This is a genomic window from uncultured Porphyromonas sp. (genome assembly GCF_938023125.1).
Classification (GTDB): domain Bacteria; phylum Bacteroidota; class Bacteroidia; order Bacteroidales; family Porphyromonadaceae; genus Porphyromonas.
Genome location: NZ_CALHDW010000006.1, coordinates 38,182 through 63,980, shown reverse-complemented (window position 1 = coordinate 63,980; position 25,799 = coordinate 38,182). Strand labels below are relative to the sequence as shown.

At 51.6% G+C, this 25,799-nt stretch carries 20 protein-coding genes and 1 tRNA gene; 19 read left to right on the top strand and 2 right to left on the bottom strand.

Features of this window, described 5'->3' with window-relative positions:
• Positions 1–608: 608 nt before the first annotated feature.
• The 8 genes from mutY to Q0090_RS01650 all read left to right on the top strand — a co-directional run bounded on the left by mutY (position 609) and on the right by Q0090_RS01650 (position 9,376).
• Entirely contained in the window at positions 609–1,682 is a 1,074-nt protein-coding gene (mutY, locus tag Q0090_RS01685; RefSeq protein ID WP_297946827.1) for an A/G-specific adenine glycosylase, read from the top strand.
• A gap of 135 nt (positions 1,683–1,817) precedes the next feature.
• Positions 1,818–1,899, top strand: a tRNA-Leu gene (locus tag Q0090_RS01680).
• 240 nt (positions 1,900–2,139) lie between these two features.
• On the top strand, positions 2,140–2,811 hold the full coding sequence (bioD, locus tag Q0090_RS01675) for a dethiobiotin synthase (protein ID WP_297946825.1): 672 nt from the start codon (positions 2,140–2,142) through the stop codon (positions 2,809–2,811).
• Positions 2,812–2,894: 83 nt separating this feature from the next.
• On the top strand, positions 2,895–5,096 hold the full coding sequence (locus Q0090_RS01670; RefSeq protein ID WP_297946918.1) for a RelA/SpoT family protein: 2,202 nt from the start codon (positions 2,895–2,897) through the stop codon (positions 5,094–5,096).
• Positions 5,097–5,226: 130 nt separating this feature from the next.
• Positions 5,227–6,582 carry a dipeptidase gene (locus tag Q0090_RS01665; RefSeq protein ID WP_297946824.1) on the top strand — a complete coding sequence of 452 codons (1,356 nt, stop codon included), beginning with the start codon at positions 5,227–5,229 and terminating at the stop codon, positions 6,580–6,582.
• Positions 6,579–7,865, top strand: a complete 1,287-nt coding sequence (locus tag Q0090_RS01660; RefSeq protein WP_297946822.1) for an amidohydrolase — start codon at positions 6,579–6,581, stop codon at positions 7,863–7,865. Before Q0090_RS01665 ends, Q0090_RS01660 begins: the two co-directional genes overlap by 4 nt.
• Before the next feature lie 12 nt (positions 7,866–7,877).
• The gene (locus Q0090_RS01655) at positions 7,878–8,702 is read left to right on the top strand and encodes a purine nucleoside phosphorylase I, inosine and guanosine-specific (RefSeq protein WP_297946820.1); all 825 of its coding nucleotides are present in this window, start codon (positions 7,878–7,880) and stop codon (positions 8,700–8,702) included.
• Positions 8,703–8,755: 53 nt separating this feature from the next.
• A complete protein-coding gene (locus tag Q0090_RS01650; protein ID WP_297946818.1) occupies positions 8,756–9,376 on the top strand; it encodes a hypothetical protein in 621 nt (206 codons plus the stop codon).
• Between the two features lie 169 nt (positions 9,377–9,545).
• Here Q0090_RS01650 and Q0090_RS01645 read toward each other — a convergent pair whose 3' ends face one another.
• Together Q0090_RS01645 and Q0090_RS01640 are read right to left on the bottom strand one after the other, a co-directional pair.
• Entirely contained in the window at positions 9,546–11,447 is a 1,902-nt protein-coding gene (locus Q0090_RS01645) for a leucine-rich repeat domain-containing protein (RefSeq protein ID WP_297946817.1), read from the bottom strand.
• A gap of 34 nt (positions 11,448–11,481) precedes the next feature.
• Complete coding sequence (locus Q0090_RS01640; protein WP_297946815.1) at positions 11,482–13,305, bottom strand: hypothetical protein; 1,824 nt, start codon at positions 13,303–13,305, stop codon at positions 11,482–11,484.
• 398 nt (positions 13,306–13,703) lie between these two features.
• Here Q0090_RS01640 and mltG point away from each other — a divergent pair, with 398 nt between their 5' ends.
• The 11 genes from mltG (at position 13,704) to Q0090_RS01585 (ending at position 25,625) form a co-directional block, all read left to right on the top strand.
• Complete coding sequence (mltG, locus tag Q0090_RS01635) at positions 13,704–14,801, top strand: endolytic transglycosylase MltG (RefSeq protein ID WP_297946813.1); 1,098 nt, start codon at positions 13,704–13,706, stop codon at positions 14,799–14,801.
• Between the two features lie 6 nt (positions 14,802–14,807).
• A complete protein-coding gene (locus Q0090_RS01630) occupies positions 14,808–15,554 on the top strand; it encodes a tRNA threonylcarbamoyladenosine dehydratase (protein WP_297946811.1) in 747 nt (248 codons plus the stop codon).
• A complete protein-coding gene (locus Q0090_RS01625) occupies positions 15,554–16,285 on the top strand; it encodes an ABC transporter ATP-binding protein (RefSeq protein ID WP_297946809.1) in 732 nt (243 codons plus the stop codon). Before Q0090_RS01630 ends, Q0090_RS01625 begins: the two co-directional genes overlap by 1 nt.
• The gene (locus tag Q0090_RS01620; protein WP_297946808.1) at positions 16,266–16,973 is read left to right on the top strand and encodes a helix-hairpin-helix domain-containing protein; all 708 of its coding nucleotides are present in this window, start codon (positions 16,266–16,268) and stop codon (positions 16,971–16,973) included. Before Q0090_RS01625 ends, Q0090_RS01620 begins: the two co-directional genes overlap by 20 nt.
• Before the next feature lie 30 nt (positions 16,974–17,003).
• Positions 17,004–17,615, top strand: a complete 612-nt coding sequence (locus Q0090_RS01615) for a Sua5/YciO/YrdC/YwlC family protein (RefSeq protein ID WP_297946806.1) — start codon at positions 17,004–17,006, stop codon at positions 17,613–17,615.
• A 34-nt stretch (positions 17,616–17,649) separates the two neighbouring features.
• On the top strand, positions 17,650–19,920 hold the full coding sequence (locus Q0090_RS01610; protein ID WP_297946804.1) for an Ig-like domain-containing protein: 2,271 nt from the start codon (positions 17,650–17,652) through the stop codon (positions 19,918–19,920).
• Positions 19,921–20,174: 254 nt separating this feature from the next.
• A complete protein-coding gene (locus Q0090_RS01605; RefSeq protein WP_297946802.1) occupies positions 20,175–21,434 on the top strand; it encodes a nucleoside recognition domain-containing protein in 1,260 nt (419 codons plus the stop codon).
• Positions 21,435–21,453: 19 nt separating this feature from the next.
• Positions 21,454–21,912 (top strand): rRNA maturation RNase YbeY, encoded by a 459-nt coding sequence (gene ybeY, locus Q0090_RS01600; RefSeq protein WP_297946800.1) that lies wholly within the window; start codon positions 21,454–21,456, stop codon positions 21,910–21,912.
• A gap of 282 nt (positions 21,913–22,194) precedes the next feature.
• A complete protein-coding gene (locus tag Q0090_RS01595) occupies positions 22,195–22,899 on the top strand; it encodes a succinate dehydrogenase/fumarate reductase cytochrome b subunit (RefSeq protein WP_297946798.1) in 705 nt (234 codons plus the stop codon).
• Positions 22,900–22,910: 11 nt separating this feature from the next.
• Positions 22,911–24,854 (top strand): fumarate reductase/succinate dehydrogenase flavoprotein subunit, encoded by a 1,944-nt coding sequence (locus Q0090_RS01590; RefSeq protein WP_297946796.1) that lies wholly within the window; start codon positions 22,911–22,913, stop codon positions 24,852–24,854.
• Between the two features lie 15 nt (positions 24,855–24,869).
• Entirely contained in the window at positions 24,870–25,625 is a 756-nt protein-coding gene (locus Q0090_RS01585) for a succinate dehydrogenase/fumarate reductase iron-sulfur subunit (protein ID WP_004332541.1), read from the top strand.
• The last annotated feature ends 174 nt before the right edge of the window (positions 25,626–25,799 follow it).

Below are 25,799 nucleotides of genomic sequence, written 5' to 3'. Positions count from 1 at the left end.
CGATTTCTTCTTTTGAGTCGGGGGCTGGGGATATCTCCTCCACCTTCTCGTATGTCCGATAGGGAACGCCATACATTACCCTGGGCATTTCCTCTACTTTTTCTTTCTTTCGGGGATTAGGGTTCCGCCCTAAAGAGTCCCCTTTTTCACCTCCTTTTCTTGCACCCAAGAGGGCGCAACCCGACAGAAAAAGAACCGATAAAGAGGCAAATGTAACTGCCAATACAGAGCTGATACAGACTTTCTTTCTTCTTGCCATACCCATACTTCTTTTCTAAAGAGTCACAAAATAGAAAAGGCATCACCTCTCCCGAGAGGATCCACCCACCCCAAAGGTACTACTAAAATAAATCTCAACCAAATTCTAACAATGCCTGCGAAGAGAAACGCCCTCGCCCTACACAGCAAAGCACTGCCGAGCAAAAAGTTTTTCTCCATAGGCTGATTTCTTCTTCCCTTTTCGGGTAATTTTCGAAAAAATCTTGCCCGTGAAATATTTTCTTTTTGCCCCGTGGCGGAAAAAATATCAGGCAGCGAAATTTTAAGGTTTCACAAAAGAAGTAAGAGACCGCTCTCCCTCGCCCCACGAATTGTACCTTTGCGGCGAAATGAGCGAAACCCTCTTTACCCACCCCCAACCGCTAGCCCGAGCTCTCGTCGATTGGTTCGAAGAGAATGCCCGAGAGCTCCCATGGCGCACCACTCGCAACCCCTACCACATTTGGCTCTCGGAGGTCATACTGCAACAAACGCGCGTAAACCAAGGGCTCGACTACTTTCTTCGCTTTGTGGAAGCCTTCCCCTCCGTTACCGACCTGGCACAAGCCTCCGAAGATCAGGTACTCAGCCTATGGCAGGGACTTGGCTACTACAGCCGAGCGCACAACCTCCATCGTGCAGCACAAGTTATAGCCACGGAGCATCAGGGGATATTCCCCAAAGATTTTGCCTCGATACGTGCTCTACCCGGGGTGGGCGACTACACGGCCGGAGCCATTGCCTCGTTTGCATTCGATCTGCCTTACCCGGCCGTAGATGGCAATGTACTGCGCGTAGTCAGTCGGCTTCTAGCAAGCGAACTCCCCATAGACACCCTGGGCGGGAAGCGACTCTGCACCCAAGCGGTGGAGGAGTTACTCGCCACCCAACTCCCCCCTAGCAAACTGGGGCAAGCCCTTATAGAGCTAGGCGCACTGGTCTGCACCCCTCAATCTCCCCAATGCTCCGCCTGCCCTGCCTCCTCGTGGTGCCGTGTAGCGGAGCTCCCTCTCGCTCGTCTCCTGCCCATAAAGGGGAAAAAGCTAACCCTTAGAGATCGCTACTTCAGCTACATCTATAGTACCCACCATCAGCAAGTCTTACTAGAGAAGCGAGGGCGAAACGACATCTGGCGAGGGCTGTATCAATTCCCTTTGTTTGAGAGTGAGAGGTCCCAAGCACCCGAATCGGTAGCCCATTGGCTAGAGCACGAGCTCTCCTACTCGGGAGAGTTACGCCTTGCGCCCACTACTTTCACCCTCGAGCACCGGCTCTCCCACCAAATACTTCACATCACCATCTACACCGCCGAACTTGAGTCCGACACCCTAGGGAGCACCAAGTACCAATGGGTAAACCGGAGCGAATTGGGCGATTACGCCCTCCCCACGCCTCTCGTCCGCTTTCTTGAGCAACTGCGCTGACTTTCCCCCTCGACTAGCCCCCATTTACGCCATACCCTTCCATCCCATCTCCCTCCCTCGGCATCATTTTGACTATTCGCAACGAAACAATATAGCTGTAGATAAAAATAAATGCTTACCTTTGCAGTGAAGATTGCGGCCGTGGTGTAATTGGTAGCCACGTTAGACTTAGGATCTAATGCTGCGAGGCGTGAGGGTTCGAGTCCCTCCGGCCGCACTCTCCTCAAGATTAATCATTGTGTATCTGTATGGCTCTGGGGCATCCTGGAGCTTTTTTGGTCAATAGGGCTTGCTTAGCGCTCTCCAATCCATATCTTTTCTAACGCTTTTCCCGAAATAGGGTAGTCATATCTCAGTTTATACGGAAGAGGGCAGAGACTTTCTGATTACGGTAAAGAAGTGTGCATAGGAACGAGAATCCTTTGTACATTTGTACTAATTAAAGACATTGATACCCATGGATAGTAATAAAGTATTATTCGTTAGCGGTATAGATACCGGAGTAGGGAAAACCTATGCCACGGGCATTTTGCTCCGCCAGATGCGGGAGGCAGGCCTCCGTGTGATCAGCCAAAAACCTGTGCAAACGGGCTGCGAGGGGCGTAGCGAAGACCTTGATGTACACGACGCTCTAGCCCCCCATCTTGATCCCGAGCAACGAGCAGAGCCCTACCGCTGCACCTATCTTTATAAGTATCCTGCATCACCTCACCTTTCGGCTCAGCTGGAACAACGTCCCATAGACCCTAAAAAGATCGATTCTGACACCCAAGAGCTTCTCTCGTTGGGCTACGATCGTATCCTAATGGAGGGTGCCGGAGGGCTTATGGTTCCACTGACCCCCGAGCTCCTTACCCTCGACTTTATTGCTCAGCGGGGCTATCCCGTAGCCTTAGTTACCTCGGGGCGACTGGGGAGCATCAACCACACCCTACTGAGCTTGCAAGCACTACAAGATCGGGAGATACCGATAGAGCGGGTCATCTACAACCACTATCCCCCCGAAGAGGCCCCCATAGCCCACGAGACTATAGCATATCTTAAGCATTACCTTGCAACCTATTTCCCCTCCACTCTGTGGCAAGAGATAGGATACGAAACATTGGACTCCGAGTCTTCTGACAAATAACATTGCGTATGAAAGAGACGGTTACTCCTCAGCCTCAAGGGCTGCAAGACATAGTATATTACGGAAGCGAAGCGGAGCAGGAGATGGTGCGCACAGCCTTCGAAGCCCTACTTCACGACTACCAAATGAGCAATCATCGTCGCAAAGACGAGATCATCATTAAGGCATTCAATCTAGCGAACAAAGCACACGCAGGGGTACGGCGCCGCAGCGGAGAGCCCTACATCATGCACCCCATAGCGGTGGCCTATATCGTTAGCCACGAGATGGGGCTTGGCTCCACCTCTATCGCCTCGGCGCTCCTGCACGATGTAATAGAAGACACGGAGTACACCGAAGAGAACATCCGCGACATGTTTGGCGACAAGATAGCCCAAATCGTGCAGGGGCTTACCAAGATCTCGGTGGAGATGTTCAAAGATCAGGAGGATGTATCTGCCCAGGCGGAGAATTTCAGAAAGCTGATCCTTACCATGAACGACGATATACGCGTCGTCCTCATCAAAATAGCAGACCGCCTGCACAACATGCGCACTCTTGAGTCGATGCCCACACACAAGCAACTCAAGATCACGGGAGAGACGCTCTACGTCTACGCACCCATTGCCCACCGACTTGGGCTCTTTACCATCAAAACAGAACTCGAGGAGCTATGCTTCCACATAGAGCATCCTGCCGAATACAACGAGATTAAAAACAAGATAGAGGCTAGCGAAGAGCAGCGAACTCTCCTCTTTGAGCACTTTGCCGCCCCACTACGCGAGGTCTTTGCTCGCAAGGGGCTTAACTACGAGATGAAGGCGAGGGTGAAGAGTTGCTACTCGATTTGGCGCAAAATGCAGGAGAAAAAAATCCCCTTCGAAGAGGTGTACGACCTCTACGCCGTGCGCATCATCTTTGAGAGCCAAGAGGGCATCCCCGACAAAAAGGTGTGTTGGGATATTTACTCCGAGATCACAGACCTATACCGCAACAAGACAGACCGCATCCGCGACTGGGTTAGTTCTCCCAAGACCAATGGCTACCAAGCGCTCCACCTTACCGTGATGGGGCCCGATGGAGAATGGATAGAAATACAGATACGCTCGCGCCGCATGGACGATATAGCGGAGCGTGGATTTGCCGCCCATTGGAAGTACAAAAGCGAAAACGTGGAGGAAGACTCCGAGCTCGATCGCTGGATAGAAACGATCCGCGAGATCCTGGAGAATCCCACTCCGGACTCGATGGACTTCCTCGATACGATCAAGCTCAATCTCTACTCCGACGAGATCAGCGTCTTTACCCCCAAGGGGAAAGTTTTCACTCTTCCCAAGGGAGCTACCGGGCTCGACTTTGCCTATGCCCTCCACGGAGAGCTGGGGAATAAATGTCTCGGTATCAAGATCAATCATCATCTATTCCCCCTGAGCCATACCCTCAGGAATGGGGATCAAGTGGAGGTAATCACAAGCCCGACCCAAGAGCCTCATCCCGAATGGCTCAAGTACGTAGTGACCGGGAAAGCTCGGATGAAGATCAACGCTGCACTACGCAAAGCAGACCGAGAGAAAACCGCTTTAGGAGAAAAAATGGTAACCGAGCTGCTCGAGGCCGAGGGGCAAACCATCACACCTCTCCTACTCGACAAGATTGCCAGTTACTATAACTTCCACAAGAGAGAGGATTTCTTCTTGGCCGTAGGGAACCGCTCCATAGAGCTACCGGAGTCTTTCCGCAAGGTCTTCCAAGGGGCTGATGGCAACTTCTTCTCGCGTCTATTCCGCCCTTCAAAGAAAAACAGAGAACTCACAGCCGCCACCATCGAAGAGGCACAATCTCCGGATAAGCCCAATACAAAGAAGCCCTACCTTCTGGAGCAACACCTCCTCACCCCCAACTACACCATAGCCCCCTGCTGCTCTCCTATCTTGGGCGATGATACGGTAGGGTTTGTTACCGACAACGGCACCATCATGGTACACAAGCGTAATTGTCCGGAGGCAATGCGACTCAAAAGCAGTAAAGGGAATCAGCTTATCGAGACCGTTTGGGGCGACCATCCGCACTCCCTTTTTGAGGCAACTCTCGCCATCAAAGGGATGGACTCAATCGGTATTCTCAACGCTATTATCCAAGACATTAGCGAGGACTTTTACCGCTCCATTACAAGCATCAACCTCTCGGCTCAAGGGGGAGTTTTTGGTGGAGAAATCAAGGTGATGGTACACGACGTGGAGGATGTACGTCGCATCATAGAGGGGCTAAAACAAAAAGATACGATCGCGTCGGTCACTCGGGTCTAAGGCCACTTCTCTTTTTCCTATCCATAGCGGACACCCTAAGCAAAAGCGAGGTGTCCGTTCTTTTTTTATACAGCAAAATAGACTACCTTTGGTTGTAGATAAATGAAACACCACTAAACAAACAAGAGCTATGACAGTAAAAGAGTATATCGCAGCCCACGAAGAGGAGTTCCTACAAGACCTGTTCGCGCTGCTTCGCATCCCCAGCATCAGTTCGCAGAGCGAGCACAAACCCGATATGGTACGCACGGCTGAGCACTGGAGGGACTACCTCCTCGCCTCGGGCATGCAACGAGCCGAAGTTTATCCCACCCCTGGTAATCCCGTGGTTTTTGCCGAGCGCATTATAGACCCCAGCGCAAAAACCATCCTTATATACGGCCACTACGATGTAATGCCTGTGGAGCCTCTTGAGCTTTGGAAGAGCGAACCCTTCGAGCCCGTCATCCGCGACGGACACATTTGGGGGCGAGGAGCCGACGACGACAAAGGGCAAACCATGATACAGGTAGCCGGGCTCCGCACCGCCTTAGCTCTCGACCTCGTGCGTTGCAACGTAAAAATCATATTCGAGGGAGAGGAAGAAATCGGCTCTACCCACTTGGAGGCATTCTGCCAAGAGCACAAAGAGATGCTTCGTGCTGACGTGATTTTGGTATCAGATACAAGTATGGTCGGCCGCAATACCCCCTCGCTCACTACGGGTCTACGCGGACTTGCCTACTGGGAAATAGAGGTAACCGGTCCCAATCGCGACCTCCACTCGGGGCACTTTGGCGGAGCTGTTGCCAACCCCATCAACGAGCTCTCAAAAATCATTGCCCGGATGGTGGATGAGAAGGGACGCATTACGATACCCCACTTCTACGACGATGTAGTACCCCTCTCGAAGGAAGAGCGAGATATGATTGCTCAAGTACCCTTCTCTCAAGAGGCCTACTGCAAAGCCATTGATGTGGACGCCGTATTTGGCGAAGAAGGCTACAGCACTCTCGAACGCAATAGCTGCCGCCCCAGCTTCGACGTATGCGGCATTTGGGGAGGCTACACGGGCGAAGGTGCCAAAACGGTGCTTCCCTCTAAGGCGTACGCCAAAGTATCTACTCGCCTTGTAGCCAATCAAGATCACGATAAGATCTCTAAACTCTTTGTAGACTACGTAAAGCAGATTGCTCCTCCCTACGTACGCGTCAAAGTAACACCCATGCACGGAGGCGAGGCTTACCTCTGCCCCATCGATCTCCCCGCCTATAAAGCAGCCGAGGAGGCGTGTGCCGTGGCTTTTGGTCAGCGTCCTCTAGCGGTACGCCGCGGAGGGAGTATCCCCATCATCGCCACCTTCGAAAAGGTTCTTGGTATCAAGAGTGTACTCATGGGCTTTGGTCTCGAAAGCAATGCCATCCACTCTCCCAACGAAAACTTCCCCTTGGATATATTCCGCATTGGTATAGAAGCCGTTGCCGAATTCTATAAACTCTACCGATGAACAACGAAAAACCGATATTGATAACCGGTGCCCTTGTCAATGGATCCATACAAGATCTATTGATTGAGGGCAACCAAATAGCTCGTATTGCCCCGAGTATCCCTGTAGCCGATCACTACGACGTGCTGGAGGGATGCCGCCGCGTGGTGGTACCGGGGATGGCGAATACGCATACCCATGCTGCCATGACCCTCTTCCGCGGTTACGGAGATGACCTGCCCCTGATGCGCTGGCTCGAAGACTACATCTGGCCCGTGGAGGCGCACATGACGGAGGAGGATGTCTACTGGGGTGTACGGCTTGCCTGCCTCGAGATGGTACGCACGGGTACAACGGCGTTCCTAGATATGTACGCCTTCCCCATGGCAACGGCTCAAGCCGTAGAGGACTCGGGGATGCGAGGCGTGGTGAGCTACACGCTCTTTGACCGAGGGGACGCAGAGCGCGCCAAGCTCGACAGAGAAAATTGTAGCCGCTACCGCAAAGAATTTGAGCAGTTCTCCTCCCGAGTGGTCTTCTCTATCGGTCCACACGCCATCTACACGGTAAGCGGCCCACAACTCCGCTTCTGCCGCGACTTTGCAGACGAAACAGGCGTGCTGGTTCACCTCCATCTCTCAGAGACCCAAACCGAGATAGAAAATGCCGTCAAGGAGTACGGGTTGCGCCCTGTGCACTATTTGGAAAAACTTGGAGCACTCAGCGATAAGTTCGTACTAGCACACTCGCTTTGGATGGAGGATGACGAACTAGACGTTATCGCTCGCCATGGAGCTGCCACCGTGCATAACCCGGCTTCCAATATGAAGCTAGCGTCGGGCTACGCCTTTAAGTTTGAGGAGATGAAAAAGCGTGGAATCCGAGTGGGAATCGGTACAGACGGATGCTCCTCTAGCAACAATTTGGATATGTTCATCGCCATGCGTATGGCGGCTCTTCTGGGCAAAGTATGGCGTTTCGACCCTACAGCAACAGCCGCCGAGGCAATATACCAATCTGCCACTCGCGAGGGCTACAACATACTAGGGCTTAATGGCGGCAGGATAGAAGAGGGAGCTTTGGCGGATCTTTGCCTCCTACGTACAGATCGCCCCACGATGGTACCCCTACACAACCTCACCTCCAACCTCGTCTACTCTGCCGATGGCTCCGTGGTAGATACCACTATTGTAGATGGTAAAATACTGATGCGCGAAGGAGTGATCCCGGGCGAAGAAGAGGTAATTGCAAAGGCGAATCAACGAGCACACAAGCTCATCAAATCCTACGGAATCAAACAATAAATAGGTAATGCTATGGAAATGAAAATGTATCACGAGGCTGCGGACTTCCTCCTCAAACGCCTCCCCTTCAAAGCAAAAATAGGTATCATCCTAGGCAGTGGCTTGGGAGAATTGGGAAATAAGATAGAAGACCCCACCATCATCCCTTATAGCGAAATCCCCAACTTTGCCCACTCTACGGCTATTGGTCATAAGGGCAATTTCATCTGCGGTAAGCTCGGGGGCGTCCCCGTTGTAGCTATGCAGGGGCGATTCCATTACTACGAGGGTTACCCCATGGAGCGCGTAACCTTCCCGGTACGTGTGATGAAGCTCATCGGCGTAGAGACGCTCTTTGTCTCCAATGCTGCCGGAGGTATCAACAACACCTACCACGTGGGCGATCTGATGATTATACGAGATCACATCAACAACCTGCCCAATCCGCTGATTGGTCCTAATATGGAAGAGTTCGGAGTACGCTTCCCCGATATGACCAGAGCCTACGACCGCGACCTCATCGCTCGTGCAGAACGCATTGCCAAAGAAGAAAACATCGAGGTAAGAAAAGGGGTATATGTAGGGCTAACCGGTCCCTCTTACGAAACTCCTGCCGAGTATCTTTTCTACCAACGTGTGGGTGGGGATGCTATCGGCATGAGCACAGTGCCCGAAGTACTTGTGGCACGGCACGCCGGAATCCGAGTATTCGGGATGTCGGTCATCACCAACGAAGGCTGGCACTTCGAGGGCGACTATACCAACGATGCTCAGGAAGTAATTGATGCTGCCAACGCAGCCAGCGAACGAATGGGACGTATTTTCCAGCGACTCATTAGCGAGATTGCCGAAGCTTAATGGCGACCTCCAACTCATCCCCTTACGCACCTTCGCTCACCGATGAAGAGATTATGGCTTCACTGCGGGCGAGGGTGCGCTCTCGTATGGACGGGGCAACTGCCGCTGCCATGCGTGCCTCCGGGGTGGACTATGCCTACAACTTCGGATTGTCTATCCCCCAACTGCGCGACTTAGCAAGCGAACTCCCCTCACGACTAAGCCTTGCCCAGAAACTCCTCTCTGCCCAACTGCGCGAGATGCGTATCCTTGGGCTTCTCTCCTTTCCACCTGAAACCCTAACCTATTCCCAGGCAATTTCCTTTGCAAAATCACTCGAAACGGAGGAACTTCTCAGCCTATTCTCCACTCACCTTTTGGCTAAGAACGAAAACGTTGTTGCCTGCTTTCCCCAAGGAGAATCCCTAAGGGTACAGAGGGTGTGGCTCAACGCGCTCTCTCGCCGACTCCTACAAAACTTCCCCACTTCGGGATTATCTCAAGCGATTGAGACGACGCTAGAAAGGCTCTCCGCCCAACCCGAGACGCTATCCGTAACCGAGATGGACTGGTTAGAGCGGCTCTACAACAACGAGGAATGGGCAAAACAGATGAGCCCTGCGCTCCGCTCTTGGACGCAACTCCCCGAGGAACACCCTCTCCGCAACGTCGCAAGCGACCTTCTATCGCTCTAGCGCACCACCCGCAACCCCTTCTTTCCCATAGCACATTTCGGCAAAAGCGCATCCACTTTCGCCGGAGGGCTTGCAGTTTCTCATAAAAAAGAAGGAGGACCACCCCAACGGCAGCCCTCCTTACTCCTGAAGAACTTATATAGATTTACACAGGATCCATTCCGGAATATCAGCGTACCGCCTTGAAAACAAGAGGCGTAGCACCTCCCATTACCACGATAATACAGGGATTCTCTTCGCCTGCGGAGATACTAAACAATACCCTACCGGCTTGAGGAGTAGCCACCGCGAGAAGACGACCCTCGAGATCGAGCAGGCGAACTTCTTTGCTCTCTTGGGGCAGATTCACTACTTCCCAGCCTTCGGAAGTCGCGCGCAATGCCACATCAGCCCCCCAAGCAACCGGCGCGAGGGCCGTCATCTCCGTTATCTTGAAATCTTTCCAAAGCGGAGAAGCCAAATAGGCACTCTTGCTCCCCTGAGGCACCATGAGGATACATTCACTACGGTTAATCCCCTCAAACACATCGTCTACAAAAGCACTCTCTACAGGAGTTGCCGTTTTTACTGTTATCTTCTTGATGTTTTTGCTTCCACAGAAAGCCCTCTCTCCAAACGCCGCAAAGTTGGGAGAGAACTCTACCTCTTCCAAATTGGTGCAATACCAAAAAGCGAAGTCGTCTATAGTGGTTGTGGCATCGGGCATCTTGCAAACTTTATTGCTCATATTGGGATAGGCGAGCAGTTTGGCGAGGTTCTTGGTGTAGAGAACACCCTCCTTTGCTGCATAGACGGTATTGCCCTCGTCTGCGGTGAAACGCTCCAATCCAAAACATCCGAGGAAGGGATTGCCGGAGAAAGAGGCTGCCGACCGACCAAAATTGACCTCCTTAAGACCTAGACACTCACTAAAAGCCGCATAACCAATCTCCTGCAAACTCTCGGGGAAAGAGATCTTCTCCACGGCATGATTGTGCCAAAATGACTTCTCCTTAATCTCTTTCAATCCGGAGCCAAAGGTAATTTCCTTAACCTTCTCGCAAGAAAGGAACGCGTCGGTAGCAATGCTCTCCAGCGAATTGGGGAAGTTTAGTTTCTCTATGGAAGAACAATTTCTAAAAGCAGCCACCCCAATTGTCTTTAGCCCTTCTGCGAATACAACGGTCTTGAGAGCCGCATCGCCCTCAAACGCCTCATTGGCGATAGACTCGACCGTGGTAGGGAAAGTGATCTTTCGTAGCGCAGTGCAATATCCGAAGCAGGAAGTTGGGATAGTCTTGATCCCCTTAGGCACGACGAATTCCTCTAGACCGGTGGCGCCGAAGAAAGCACTTTCGTCGAATGTTTCCATCTCTTTGGGGAGGTTGATCACCTTAAGAGCATCTGTCTGATCAAAAGAATTGTGACGGATCTCCTTTACCCCTTCCGGGATGGTTATCTCCTTTAGAGCACGACAGTGGGTGAAAGCATAGTTGCCCAAGAACTCCAATTTGCTCGGGAGCTTGATCTCTTCCAATACAGGGCACGCACCAAATACGGTTGCGTAGATATGAGTCACTTCGTCGGGAATGATCACCTCTTTGAGGTTTTCGCACTTAAAGAAAGCCCCAACACCAATAGAGCGGATATTCTTGGGGAGGGTAAGACTCTCAATCGTGGAGCAGCCATAGAATAGCTTCTCAGGGAGCATATCGGGTTTGGTCTCGTCCACAACGTACTCACGCATGTTACCCAAATCCTCCACACGAATGTAGTAGGTTCCACCACCGGGCACAATCGTTGCTTCCGAGAGGTCTATACGTCTCACAGAGGCGTGAGGCTTCCTAGCGCCATACTCATCGGAGCCACAGAATTGACGCAAAACTCGTAGGTCGTAACTATTGAGCTTGCCTATAATCTTGACCGACACAGCCGTTTCTTCCCAAATATTATCGGGAGCTTCGTCGTACAACTTACCGGCATCGGAGAGATTGACAACGGCGTCAAAATTTTCTTCCTGGGCACTAGCATGCCAGAGGGAGGCTGCACTGCACACCACCCAAGCCATCAAAACGAGTAGTTTTTTCATCATACTATTTGGTCTATAATTTCGTGAAATCAAATTTTTAGTAACTCATGGGAGGGCAACGCAAGGTCGTTTTATCATCCAATCGAATGAGATAAACGCCGTCTCCGGGAGCCTCCACAAACATACTGCTAGCGGTAACTTCCATACGACTTAGGAGCTTACCCGAGAGGTCGTAGAGAAGCAAGCATTGAGTTCCCATGGGGATATTGCCAATCACCCAGCCGTGCGAAAGTCTCGCAATGGAGATAGCATTTGCATCAATCTTCTCATTAGGCGAGCCCTCGGGACAGCCGGTTCCGTCTCCAAGATCAGACACCTGCCATCCTTTTGCTATAGCAAGGGCGGTATTACTGGTGGCAACAAAGGGCGTTTTGTTGAGCAAGATACATCCGCCGGCTCCGTTGTTATCATCTTTGGGTTCCTTAGCGCGCAACGACTTGTAGAGGTCGTTGAGGGCACAGTCGTTCATATCCGTTCCCTTTACCGATACGTAATACACCCCCTTAGCATTGGGGAGCGTCAGCTCTTTAATCGGGTTGGTATGCACATTGACGTGCACTAGCTGAGTCAAATTAACGATGGAAGAAAGATCGGAAATATGGTTGGCATAGCAGATGATAGTATTCAGATTCTCCAAAGAAGAGAGGTCTAACGTTGTAATTTGGTTCTCACTGCAAGTAAGACTATTGAGGGTTTTCATCCCCTTGACGGCGGAGATCTCCGATAGATTACAAGCACTAATATCCAACGTCTCTAGCGACATGGGGAGTTCATACTTCTCGAGCATAGGGTTTCTTGAGCAGTCCAACACCTTAAGAAGAGAGCATTTACTCAACTCCAACGTCTCTAATTTATTGGCGTAACAAGTCACATTCCACACGAGCGGGCAATTATCCAAACGGAGAGTCTTTATCTGATTGTTGTTACAAATCAGGTTGGTCAACTTGGTGCATTGGGAGAGATCAAGCGAAGTAATCGCACAAGAGGGGCACTCGATAACGGAAAGTTCGGTTAGCCCTTCGATATTGATGCTCGCCAAATTAACGCTGTTGTTTGTCGCAATCGTCTTAAGTTTTTTACAATCTCGTAGGTCTAGCTCCGTAAGCCCCGTGGCAGGAAGCAAAATCGTCTCAAACTCATTCTCCTTGGGGAGGACTAGTTTCTCGAGGCGATTATTGAGATAACCAAAGCCCGCAAAGAGGTAAGAGATCTTTTTATTGTTCGAAAGATCCAACTCTTTAAGCCACACTTGAGCCACATTTAGATGCCGAAGCTCAGGAGCTCTGGAGAGATCCAACGAAGGAATACGCGGACAACCCTCCAACACCAGCTTCTGAATCGGAGAATGCGAAGGCATAACAAAACTTGTCATCTTGCCCGAATTCTGACAAACAACGCTATCGAGCAACATATTATTGGAGAGATCCAGCGTCTCTAGAGGGATGCTTTCTAAGGTAAGAGCACGCAGATTTACATTCTTTGTAAGGTCTAATTTGGTAAAATAATTCTTCCTCGAAATAAGGTCGGTAAGCGGAGGCATATTTGTAACATCCAGCATCCCTAAGCCATTACCCGAGCACTCCAATACGGCAATATCACCGTGGAGTTCCAAATTTTTAGCCTTCGTTTTCCCTCGAATGGCAGTGGCCGTGGTGTGCAAGGTATGCTTTTCTACGGAACCATCTTCCCAAACCAACGAGACTTCCCCCTCCCGGCTTCCCATTAGAAGCAAGGCGAAATCACTGCCCACGTTGTCGAGAAAAGACATCTTGATAGAGTGCTCTTGAGCCAACACAGAAGTGCAAGCTCCGCCCAAGCAAGCTACAATCAAGACAAGAATACGAACTATTGTTCTTCTCATAATCTATTATTTTAATAAAATACTTAGCTCTACAGCCCGACAAAAACCCTGCAAAGGCGGATGGCATCCACCTTATTCCGTCAATCTAATTTCGTCTCTGCCCGAAAGTTACGACATTATTTCGAACACAACATTACAAATAGAAAGAAGAACAGAATAAAGCAAGAAAGAAACGATAGAAATACAACACCTCTTCTAACAATCAGCTATTTAATAAAAACTTAAAGCTGCTATCTGCCTAGCTAGAGGGGAGCAAAGAAAAAGCCCTCAGGGCAAAGTCTCGGGAGAGGAATGTAGCACAAAAACAAAATTCCCTCTCCCTTTCTTCGGATCTAGAGTAGGGGAGCCCTCTCTGCAGTATATTTTTCTATCTTTGCGTACACAAATTAGCTAAGCCGATGAAACGAAGAAACTCATCATATCACCCTAAGTGGCGTCCCGGAATGGACAGACGCAAAGTACACCGCCGCCGTGTACGCCGTACCCTACTCACCACCTTACTCATCGTCGTAGTACTGACTGTTGTAGGACTCATCGGGTTGTATCGCTTTGCCCCCATAGGGAAATCTGGGGAAGGAATGTATGTATATGTCACTGAGAACACCACGGCCGACGATGTGCTCCAGCAGATCGAAAAACGCATTTTGGTACGCTATCCCGGCGTGTTACATCGCGTGGCTCCTTGGGTTCTACGCACCAAAGGGAAACTTCAATCCGGGCGTTATCGCATTGAGCCCTCCATGAGCCTTCACACCCTTTTCGCCACCCTCACAAGTGGAGAAGAGAGCCTCGTTACCCTACAAATCACACGAGGGACTCGCACACAAGAGGAGCTGATAAAAACGCTAACCGGGGAGCTTAGGATGAAGCCCGAGAGCCTGAGAGAGCGACTGCAAGACGTCCAATTCTGCACCTCTCTAGGCGTGGATACCATTACCATACGTACCCTCTTTATGCCCAACGAATACAAGGTACGTTGGGATATTTCGCCCGACTCCCTTGTCGCTCTCTTCCACGAAGAGTATAAAAAGTTCTGGACCGACGAGCGCAAACGCCTTGCCACAGAAGCCGGATTCTCCCCGGCCGAGATTACAACCATCGCCTCCATCGTACAAGAAGAGAGCGCAAAGAAAGACGAGCACAGCACCATCGCCGGGCTTTATATCAACCGCCTTCGCGAGGGGATGAAGCTCCAAGCCGACCCCACAGCTCGCTACGCTTATGGCGACTTCACGGTCAAACGCATTGGGCAAATACAGCTGAGTGCCGACTCGCCCTACAACACCTATAAGGTAAAGGGATTGCCCCCGGGGCCGATCTGTTACCCCGAGCAAAGTACCATCGATAGCGTACTTCACTACAAAAAGCACGACTACAGATATATGTGTGCCCGAGCGGACTTCTCCGGCTACCACGCCTTTGCCTCCAACTACACGGAGCACAAACGCAATGCCAAAGCCTACCAAGCCGAATTGGACAAACGAGCCATTAAGTAAAGCGCTTTGACCGACTTTAGCGAAGCATTCTGCCGCACCGAGCTTTTGATAGGCGAGGAGGCCTTACAACATCTCCGCTCTGCGCACGTCCTACTCGTAGGGCTTGGAGGCGTGGGGGGAATAACGGCTCACCTATTAGTTCGCGCAGGGATTGGGCGACTTACCCTCGTGGATGGGGATAAAGTCTCCCTCAGCAATCTCAACCGACAGATGGTGGCTTATCAAGACACGTTAGGCACATTCAAGACGGAGGCCCTGGCACAAGAGCTGAGGCGCATAGAGCCCGAAGTAAACCTCACGTTGGTGACCCAATACCTCACTCCTGAGGATGTGGCTCCTCTCTTTGAGCAGTGTCACCCCGATTTTGTGGTGGACGCCATCGACACATTAGCCCCTAAAATGGAGTTGCTCGTAGAGGCGCATAAGCGCAAGATTCCCGTTGTTTCGTCTATGGGAGCAGGGGCCAAACTCGACCCCACAGCCCTCCACATCGAAGATATAAGCGCAAGCCACACGTGCGCTCTAGCCAAAGCCGTACGCAAAGCACTGCGAGAACGCGGCGTGCACAAGGGAATACCGGTTGTCTTCTCTACAGAGAAAGCCCTACCGCACGCCATACAATCCACCACCGCAGAGCCGGGTAAACGCTCCACCGTGGGCACCATCTCCTACATGCCCAATCTCTTTGGATGCTTCCTTGCTAGCTACGTATTAAGACAACTCGTCACCCCATACCTACCAACAACAGACTGATGCAAACCCCATTCATCGCCATAGAGCAACTCCACAAGAGCTTTGGCTCGCTCGAAGTATTATGCGGCGTCTCATTTTCGGTGACGCAAGGTGAAGTCATTGCCATCGTGGGAGCGAGTGGAGCAGGCAAGACAACCCTCCTACAAATCATGGGAGCTCTTGACACGCCCACCTCGGGGCAGGTCTGCATTCGAGGGGTGAATCCGCACACCCTCTCGGCTCGGCAGCAAGCGGACTTCCGCAACAAGCACCTCGGCTTTGTCTTCCAATTCCACGAACTACTCCCCGAGTTCACCGCTCTTGAGAACGCAGCCCTCCCTGCCCTCATCGCAGGTGAATCGCGGCGGGAGGCGCTAAAGCATGCAGAAGAACTCCTCACGATGCTCGGTCTGGCAGATCGTTGCCAGCATGCCCCTCGCGAGCTATCCGGAGGGGAGAAGCAGCGCGTGGCCGTAGCTCGTGCCCTCATCAATCATCCGGATGTACTACTCGCCGATGAACCCTCGGGTAGTCTCGATAGTAAAAATAAGGAAGAGCTTCATCAACTTTTCGCCCGCCTTAGCCGAGAGATGGGGCAAACGATCATCTTCGTAACTCACGACCGCACGATGGCAGAGCGAGCCGATCGCATCATCACACTGCGCGATGGACAAATCGAATCCGACGAAAGCAAATTGCCATCAAGCACCCAAACAGCCCCCCAAGAGAGCTATGAACTCGCATCTGAGTAAGTTCTTTCGTTTTGGCAAGAGCGACCTTCTTGTCTTTTTCTTCTTCGTCTGCTTGGCCGGCGTAGGAGCCACCCTCCTGCTCTGGGGTAAGCCACAAAGCAAAGAAAGACTACTCCCCCAAACGCATCAAATCGCCTCAAACACCCAAGAGACCTCCCTTTATAGCAACGGAGCCACCACCCAGGCAGGCAGGGCTAGCCTAGCAGCTCGAGACAGCCTCGTACTCAGCAAAGACTACGTAGGTCCGCCCGCTTCCGACCACAGCTACACCGGTAGCCGAAAAATTCCCGAGGGGATTACCCTCCCCCTCAACCAAGCCGACTCGGCAACGCTCACCCAAGTTCCCGGCATCGGAGCTACCTTTGCACAGAGGATTGTGCGCTATAGAGAGCGACTCGGCGGCTTTTACACCCTCTTGCAACTGCAAGAAGTCTACGGTATGACTACGGAGAAGTTCCAACAAATCTACCCCTACTTTACCCTAGGCACCGCCCCCCAACGCATTGCACTCGGCACGCTCCCCTACGATAGTCTGCCTCAGCATCCCTACCTCAATAGGGGGCAACGGAATGCCATAGCACGCATTCTCTACCGCGACGGCAAACTACAAGGTTGGCAACAACTCGCCAATTTGCCCGAGTTCACGCACGATGATAGTATCCGATTGGGGCACTATTTTACGTTCTAATTCTCAAACAAAAAGAGGAAACAAGAGCCTATGATTACCAAGATCTATCCCGAGACGCCCGACTGGGATCTCCTGCACAAGGTAGCTGCCCAAATACGTGATGGAGCTATTATTATCTACCCTACGGGCATTAGCTACTCCTACGGATGCTCTGCCTACAAAGCACGAGCCATTGAAGAGGTGTGTAGGCTCAAGGGGGTAGATCCCAAGAGGCATAGACTCACTATCATGTGCCGCGACCTAGCGGACTTTACACGCTATGCCAAGGTAGACAACACCTCGTTTCGCTACATCCGTGAGCACGAGAGCGACCCCATCACCTACCTACTGCCTGCCACCTCCGAGCTACCTAAGCTCCTCATTAACAAGCACGAAGTAGGATTGCGGCTCCCTCTACATCCGCTCACTGCCCTCCTTCTGGAAGTGCTCGACGAGCCCTTACTTACCGCCTCTCTTCCCAATAAAAAAGAGGACCCTGAGTACCGTACAGACCCCGAACTCATAGACGAGCTATACGGCCACGAGGTCTACACCATCTTGGATGGGGGTTGCGCCCTAGGCGGCACCACGGCCATCGTTTCCCTCACCCAGGGCGAACCCGAGACGATTCGCCCCGCCGATATCCCTCAGCCCCTCCACTAGCCGTAATCCCCATATCGCTTTTTCAGACGAAGTAATGAAGCAATTCTCGCCCCTACTCCTACCCTTTGTAGTCCTATCGTTGCTACTCACCAGCCTTATCATAGGCTGTGCCAAGCAAGCCTCTCCCGAGGGAGGCCCCTATGATATGACCCCCCCCAGGCTCATCAAAAGCGACCCCGCCAATGGAGCGACCCACTTCTCTGGGAAAAAGATCAAACTCACGTTCGACGAGAATGTAAAGGTGGAGAAGAGCAACGAAAAGGTAATCTTTGCTCCGCCTCAGAACATGACCCCTCGCATCCTCTCGGGTACCGGCAAGAGTATTACCATCATTTTTGAGGATTCTCTACACAGCAATACCACCTACACCATAGACTTTACCGATGCCATTGTAGACCTAAACGAGGGCAATCCTCTCGAAGGTTTTGTGTTTGCGTTCTCCACAGGCGACAAGCTAGACAGCATGGAAATACGGGGGCAAGTACTAGATGCTCAAGGGCTTTACCCCGTACCCAATATATTCGTGGGGGTACACCGGGAGGGACCCGACAGCCTCTTCCGCACCCAAGCCTTCCTACGCACAGGGCGTACCATGAGCGATGGCTCTTTTGTAATCACCCACCTAGCACCGGGCAAGTACCGGCTCTTTGCACTCAACGACCTCGACCACACCTTCAGTTATAGCCAGCGATCGGAGGGCTTTGCCTTCCTAAACGAACCCGTAGAGGCGGTAGCACCATCCACCAAGGCCGAGAAAGCGGCCTCCTTTGCAGCTGATTCTGTAAAAGAATCCAGCCAGGAAGCTCCCCCGGAATCAGCTGATTCTTTAGAAAATCCCGGGCAGAAACCGACTTCGGTTCCGGGCAAAAAGGAGGAGCCGGACCACCTACTTCTCTATTCGGTAGACTTGCCACAAAAAAATTTCTTGCAAAAGAGCGCCCGACAAGACTCCACTCGTATAACGCTCTCCTTTAGCCAACCGCTGGAGCAGCTCCCCCACGTGCGGATTTTGGGTGCACCCCTCGAAAAGAAGGATTTACTCCTCCCCCAGATTGACGAGAAGCGAAAAGAGGTAACCTATTGGATTACAGATAGCAACTACTGCAAGCAAGACACGCTGCAGGTACTTGCCCAATACCCCTCTCTCGACTCACTAGAGCACCCCACACTACAGACCGATACCCTTAAACTGATCTATCGAGCTCCCAAAAAGGGCGTAATCCGCAAAAAAATAGAAGAGAGACGAAATAAAGTCGCACAGAGCCAACGCAACGCCGAGAAGCCTCTTCCCCCTCCTTCGGCTCAAAGTGGAGAGGCGAACCACGATGGCCCTAAGGAGATGGTTGCCCCCGGCAATAGCGTAGGCGACGACCCCGCCTCCTCCAACACCACCCTAGAGGTGGACGAGAAAAATCCGCACCTCACACCCCAACTTGTCAGGAGCACCTCGCCCTTTGCCCTCACTCCGCGCGATACGATGGCTATCGCCTTTGCCCAGCCGCCCATCCACATAGATACGAGCAAGGTGCACCTATATAGTGTGGTAGACTCCACGGAGACGCCACAGACCGTGCAGCTACGCCTCCATCCCGAGCAGGCTCTGCAACTACAGATCCTAGCCGACCTTCGGTTGGGCACAAAGTACCGCCTCCAATTAGACTCCGCAGCAATTCACTCTTGCTACGGCATTCCCAGCCGCACCTCGTCCCTCGATCTCGAGCTGGAGAGTGAGGATAAATTTGGAGCCTTCACCCTTACATTTGACAGCTTGGCCACCCGAGGAGCAACGGCCTATGTAGAGATATTGTCCGAAGATAACAAGGTACTCATCGCTCGCCCCGTACTCCCCGATAGCACAATCACACTAGATATGCTGCCAGCCGGTAGCTACTACGGCCGTCTGTGGATAGACCAAAACAACAATGGTAAGTGGGATGCCGGTCACTACCCCACCAGCCAACCCGAGCCCTCCTACCTCTACCCCAAGGCAATGACCATCCAAGCTAAGTTCACCAACGAGATTCATTGGAATGTAACGGAAGTCCCCCTCTCCAAGCAGCGTCCTTCCGGGTTAAAACTGAGCGAAGAGGCAAGCCGTAGAGCAGCCCAATCTGAGCAAAAGAGGGAGCGTAACAACCTCAATGAGGAGTATATTAAGCGGATGCGCGAGCGGTATGGCGAGAAGTGGAATCCCTCCAATTCCGACCGCAGAATACTTGGGATGCCCACACGAGCCGAGGAGAAGGCAACACGCAAAGCCGAGGAAGAAGCACAGAAAGAAAAGCGAGCAAAGCTGCAAAAATAACATTTCGCTCCTAAATCGCAACACTCCCCTGAGGATTAGCAACTTAAGCCCTCGGGAGAGCGGTCTATTTTCTCAACTCCTAAAATTCCGAAAACGAAGTTATTCTCAATTCTTTTTAGTACATTTGTACAAGAATAAGATATTAACTCATGGTTGCTCTCCCTCTATATATATCATATAGGGAATAGGAGCGAAATAAGGTCCCTATACAGAGAGAACCACTCCTACACGCAACTCCGAGGAAAGGGGAAGGTATGCGACTAAAACAAAAAAGGGCTATAGGGCCTCTAGATTTTCTTTTTGTTGCTTTTTTTGTTTCTGCTTTACTTGCGGGGTGTGTTCGGTGCATTTTCCAAGGCGACCTCACCATCTTCAATACCATCCTGCAAGCCACCTTCGAATCCGCTCGGGCTGCTTTTGAGATAGCCCTTGCCCTTACGGGGGTTCTTTGCTTCTGGATGGGGCTGATGAGTGTGGGCGAAAAGAGCGGACTAATACCACGGATGGCCAAGGGGATCAGCCCTCTACTGCGCACGCTATTCCCCTCAATCCCTCAAGGCGACCCCGCCATGGGCAAGATCTTTATGAGTATCTCCGCCAATCTACTAGGGCTAGACAATGCCGCAACGCCCCTAGGCCTGGAGACTATGAAACGCCTGCAAGAGCTCAACAAAGAGCCGGATAGAGCCTCCGATGCCATGATCATGTTCCTTGCCATCAATGCAAGTGGGCTCACCCTTATCCCCACAAGTATCATGGCGTTTAGGATGCAAGCGGGAGCGAGTAACCCTGCGGATGTTTTCTTCCCCATCCTTTTGGCAACCCTCGTCTCCACCATCGTAGCTATTCTACTCGTAGGAGCTCGCCAGAGAATCAAACTATGGCAAGCCCCTCTTCTGCTCTTCTTTGGAGGCATTGCCCTACTTATTGCCCTCATTGTTCTACTCAAGCAACAACTCTCTCCCGAGATGTTTGGCACCTGCACCACGCTTGCAGCTAGCCTCTTACTCCTCACCACTATCGTGCTATTCCTCATAAGCGGCGTGCGCGCTCGCATCAAGATATTCGAGACTTTTGTGGAGGGAGCCAAGGGAGGATTTACTACGGCGGTCAACATTATCCCCTATCTCGTGGCCATGCTCGTGGGCGTGGCTGTATTCCGTGCCTCGGGAGCTCTAGACTTCATTATAGAGGGACTCCGCCGGCTCGTTCTGCTCTTAGGGGCAGATAGCGAATGGATAGAAGCTCTCCCCACCATGCTCGTAAAACCCCTAAGCGGGAGCGGGAGCCGAGCTATGATGGTAGATGCCATGCAAACCTACGGAGCGGATAGCTTGGTGGGACGTATCGCCTCCATCGTACAGGGGAGCACTGACACCACCCTCTACATCGTGGCGGTGTACTATGGAGCCGTCAAAGTGAAACAGACCCGCTATACTATTGGTTACTCTTTACTCGCCGATGCAGCCGGCATTATTGCCTCCGTCTTCATTGGCTATTTATTCTTTGCATAAACAATTAAATACATAGATCATGAAGATCAATTACTTCACCGAAAGAAATGTCAAAGTTCCCCATCTAAGACGGCAGATTATAGCCCGCTGGATTAGGCAAGTGGCAAATGAAATGGGGAAAACTCTGGGTGAACTTTCCTACAAGTTTACCAACGATGCCGGTATCCTTGAGGCCAACAAACTCTTCCTCAATCATGACTACTACACCGACATCCTCACCTTCGATGCCTCCAGCGAGGGCTCCGAATTCATCACAGGAGACATCCTTATCAGCCTTGAGACAGTAGCGAGCAATGCCGAGAAGTTTGGCGTGCCCTACGAAGAAGAGTTGCACCGTGTGCTCATACATGGGGTGCTCCATCTCTCGGGGATTGACGACAAAACGCCCGAAGAGGAGCGTCTCATGCATTTTGCAGAGGATCGTGCGATTGTTTTGCTGCATCGCCTTATAGGAGATCGCCCTCTGCTTGCAGATTAAAAACGAAATGTCTTATACAAGCCTTGCCCTCGGTTGTAATTGGGGGTAAGGTTTTTGCTATTCCGATTTGCCATTAGAGACAAATGGAAGGCTCTATTACCTACTATAAGGTATTTTCCCTACCTTTGCAGGGGCATTATGCTCCTATAGGTAGGATATATATGAATATACATTTATCACCGCCTGATGGTACACCGTTGAGGGCTCCTCTCACAAAAAGGGAAGAGGCTTTCTTTGGATAGCAATTAATTATTAGTACACTATAATCAAGAACGAATCACTATGTGGCTTTGTAATTCTTCCGTTGGGAGGAAGTTTGTAATGAGTATTACAGGACTCGCGCTTATACTCTTCCTCCTCTTCCACATGTCTATGAACCTCGTGGCCATATTCAGCCCCGAGGGCTACAATGCGATCTGTGCATTCCTAGGAGCCAATTGGTACGCCGTGGTGGCGTCAATAGGGCTAGCGGGTCTGATGATCATCCATATTATCTACGCTTTTTGGCTCAACGTCCAAAACCATAGAGCGAGAGGCAACGACCGTTATGCTGTAACAGCACGCCCCCGTGGGGTAGAATGGTCTTCGCAAAACATGCTACTGCTAGGGATTATCATAGTACTGGGGATTGGTCTTCACCTCTTCAACTTCTGGGCGAAGATGCAGCTTGCCGAACTAATGCACGCACACGACTTGGGCATCGCCGGGGTAGCAGGCCCCACAGATGGCGCCGGTCTTATCGCCTACACCTTCTCTAACCCCATCTTCTCGGGACTATACCTTGTATGGCTTCTCGCCATCTGGTTCCACATCAACCATGGTTTCTGGAGCGCTCTCCAGACTATCGGTTGGAACAATGTCGTTTGGATGAAACGCATCCGAGTGCTCTCTACCTGGGTCTCTTCTATCCTAATGCTAGGCTTCGCCGCTGTAGTACTTCTCTACTTTGGTAGAGCTATATGCGATGGTAATCTCTGGTTCTATTAATCGTTGTAAGTATGGCTAAAATTGACGCTAAAATACCTCAGGGACCACTCGAAAGCAAGTGGACCAACTACAAGAATCACCAGAAACTTGTTAACCCCGCCAACAAACGTCGTCTTGATGTTATCGTGGTAGGGACCGGGTTGGCAGGGGCATCTGCAGCCGCCTCTCTCGGTGAAATGGGGTTCAATGTACTCAACTTCTGCATCCAAGATTCACCTCGCCGCGCACACTCTATCGCTGCCCAAGGAGGGATCAACGCAGCAAAGAACTACCAAAACGACGGTGACTCTGTATATCGTCTTTTCTACGATACAATCAAGGGTGGGGACTACCGTGCCCGCGAAGCCAATGTATATCGCCTCGCAGAGGTAAGCAACGCTATTATAGACCAATGCGTAGCTCAGGGCGTTCCCTTTGCTCGCGAATATGGAGGTCTACTCGATAACCGTTCATTCGGGGGGGCTCAGGTATCCCGTACCTTCTACGCTCGTGGTCAAACGGGGCAGCAGCTCCTACTCGGGGCTTACTCGGCACTCAGTCGCCAGGTAGCTAAGGGGAGCGTTAAGCTCTACACCCGTCACGAAATGCTTGACCTCGTTATTATTGAAGGTCGTGCAAGAGGGATCATTGCTCGCAATCTCTCCACGGGAGCCATTGAGCGTTACGCAGCTCATGCTGTAGTAATAGCTACCGGGGGATATGGCAACACCTACTTCCTCTCCACCAATGCGATGGCCTCTAACGGCTCCGCAGCTTGGCAGTGCTACAAAAAGGGCGCATACTTTGCCAATCCTTGTATGGCACAGATCCACCCCACCTGCATTCCCAAGCATGGCGATTACCAATCGAAATTGACTCTTATGAGCGAGTCGCTCCGCAACGATGGTCGTATTTGGGTGCCAAAAAAGCTCGAAGATGCCAAAAAGTTGCAAGCCGGAACGCTCAAGGGGCACGACATACCCGAAGAGGATAGAGACTACTATCTAGAGCGTCGCTACCCAGCCTTTGGTAACCTCGTACCTCGCGACGTGGCAAGCCGTGCAGCCAAAGAACGCTGTGACGCCGGCTTTGGGGTAAACAATACGGGGCTCGCCGTTTTCCTCGACTTCGATGATGCCATCCGCCGTTTGGGCAAAAATGTAGTGGAACAGAAGTACGGCAATCTTTTCCAGATGTACGAAAAGATTACCAACGACAACCCCTACAAAACGCCCATGATGATCTATCCTGCCATCCACTACACGATGGGCGGCCTCTGGGTAGACTATGAGCTCCAAACTACCATCCCGGGGCTCTTCGCGATTGGAGAAGCCAACTTCTCCGATCACGGAGCTAATCGTCTGGGCGCATCTGCCTTGATGCAAGGGCTTGCCGATGGTTACTTCATCCTCCCCTATACACTCCAAAACTACCTTGCCGACCAGATCCGCGTGCCTCGCTTTAGCACCGATCTTCCGGAGTTCAAAGAAGCTGAAGAAGCAATCAACAAGCGCATCAAAACCCTTATGGAAAATAAGGGAAGTCGCTCGGTAGACTGCCTACACAAAGAGCTCGGGAACATTATGTGGGAGTACGTTGGCATGGGACGCGACAAAGAGGGACTACAAAAAGGTATTGCCCTCCTTGCCGAGCTAAAGAAGACGTTCTGGAAAGAAGTAAACGTACCCGGTAGCGGCAGCGACCTCAACATCGAGCTCGAAAAGGCACTCCGCCTTGCCGACTTTATCGAGATTGGCGAACTCATGGCACACGATGCTCTCGACAGAGAAGAGAGCTGCGGTGGGCACTTCCGTCTGGAGCATCAGACCGAAGAGGGCGAGGCTTTACGCCACGACGATACTTTCGCCTATGCTTCTTGCTGGGAGTATCAAGGTGAAAACCAAGCTCCCGTTATGTACAAAGAGCCTCTCGAGTACGAATTTACGGAGCGATTAACACGTAACTACAAGAACTAATTGAGACGTTAAGCAATGGATCACAATATCAATATTACCGTACGCGTTTGGCGGCAAAAGGGGCCCCGTGAGAAGGGTCGCTTCGAAACCTACAGCCTCAAGGAGGTATCGCAGAGTGCGTCGTTCCTCGAGATGCTAGACCTCCTCAACGAGCAACTTGTAGCCGAAGGGAAAGAACCGGTTGTGTACGACCACGATTGCCGCGAAGGTATCTGTGGAATGTGCTCCCTCTATATCAATGGACACCCCCACGGACCCGACGATAGCATTACCACCTGCCAGCTGCACATGCGTCGCTTCAACGATGGCGATACGATCACGATTGAGCCCTGGCGCTCTGCCGGATTCCCCATCATTCGCGACCTAATGGTAGATCGCTCCGCCTATGATAAGATTATCCAAGCCGGCGGATTTGTATCGGTCAATACCGGTGGGGTACCCGATGCTAATGCGATAGCCATCCCCAAAGCCAAGGCGGACGAAGCCATGGACGCAGCCGCCTGTATCGGGTGTGGTGCTTGTGCCGCTGCCTGCAAAAACGGCTCTGCCATGCTCTTCCTCAGTGCAAAGGTGAGTCAGCTTGCCCTGCTCCCCCAAGGACGCCCGGAAGCTGCACGCCGTGCCAAGGCTATGATTGCCAAAATGGACGAGCTAGGGTTCGGGAACTGTACGAACACTCGTGCTTGCGAAATGGAGTGCCCCAAAAACATCTCCATCTCACACATTGCACGACTCAATCGAGAGTTTATCAAAGCAAAGTGCAAAGATTGAGGTAGGTAACAACCCTATAGACAACGAGGGGGCTTCCGAAGATCAATCGGGAGCCCCCTCCTTTTTCCTCGCCCTCGACGCTAGGAACCCCTCTCTACGACTCTTGTTTCCAAAGGGACTTCTTCGCCTAAATTTTGACAAGTTCAGGCGGAGTTTGAGAAGGATTTTGGCTAA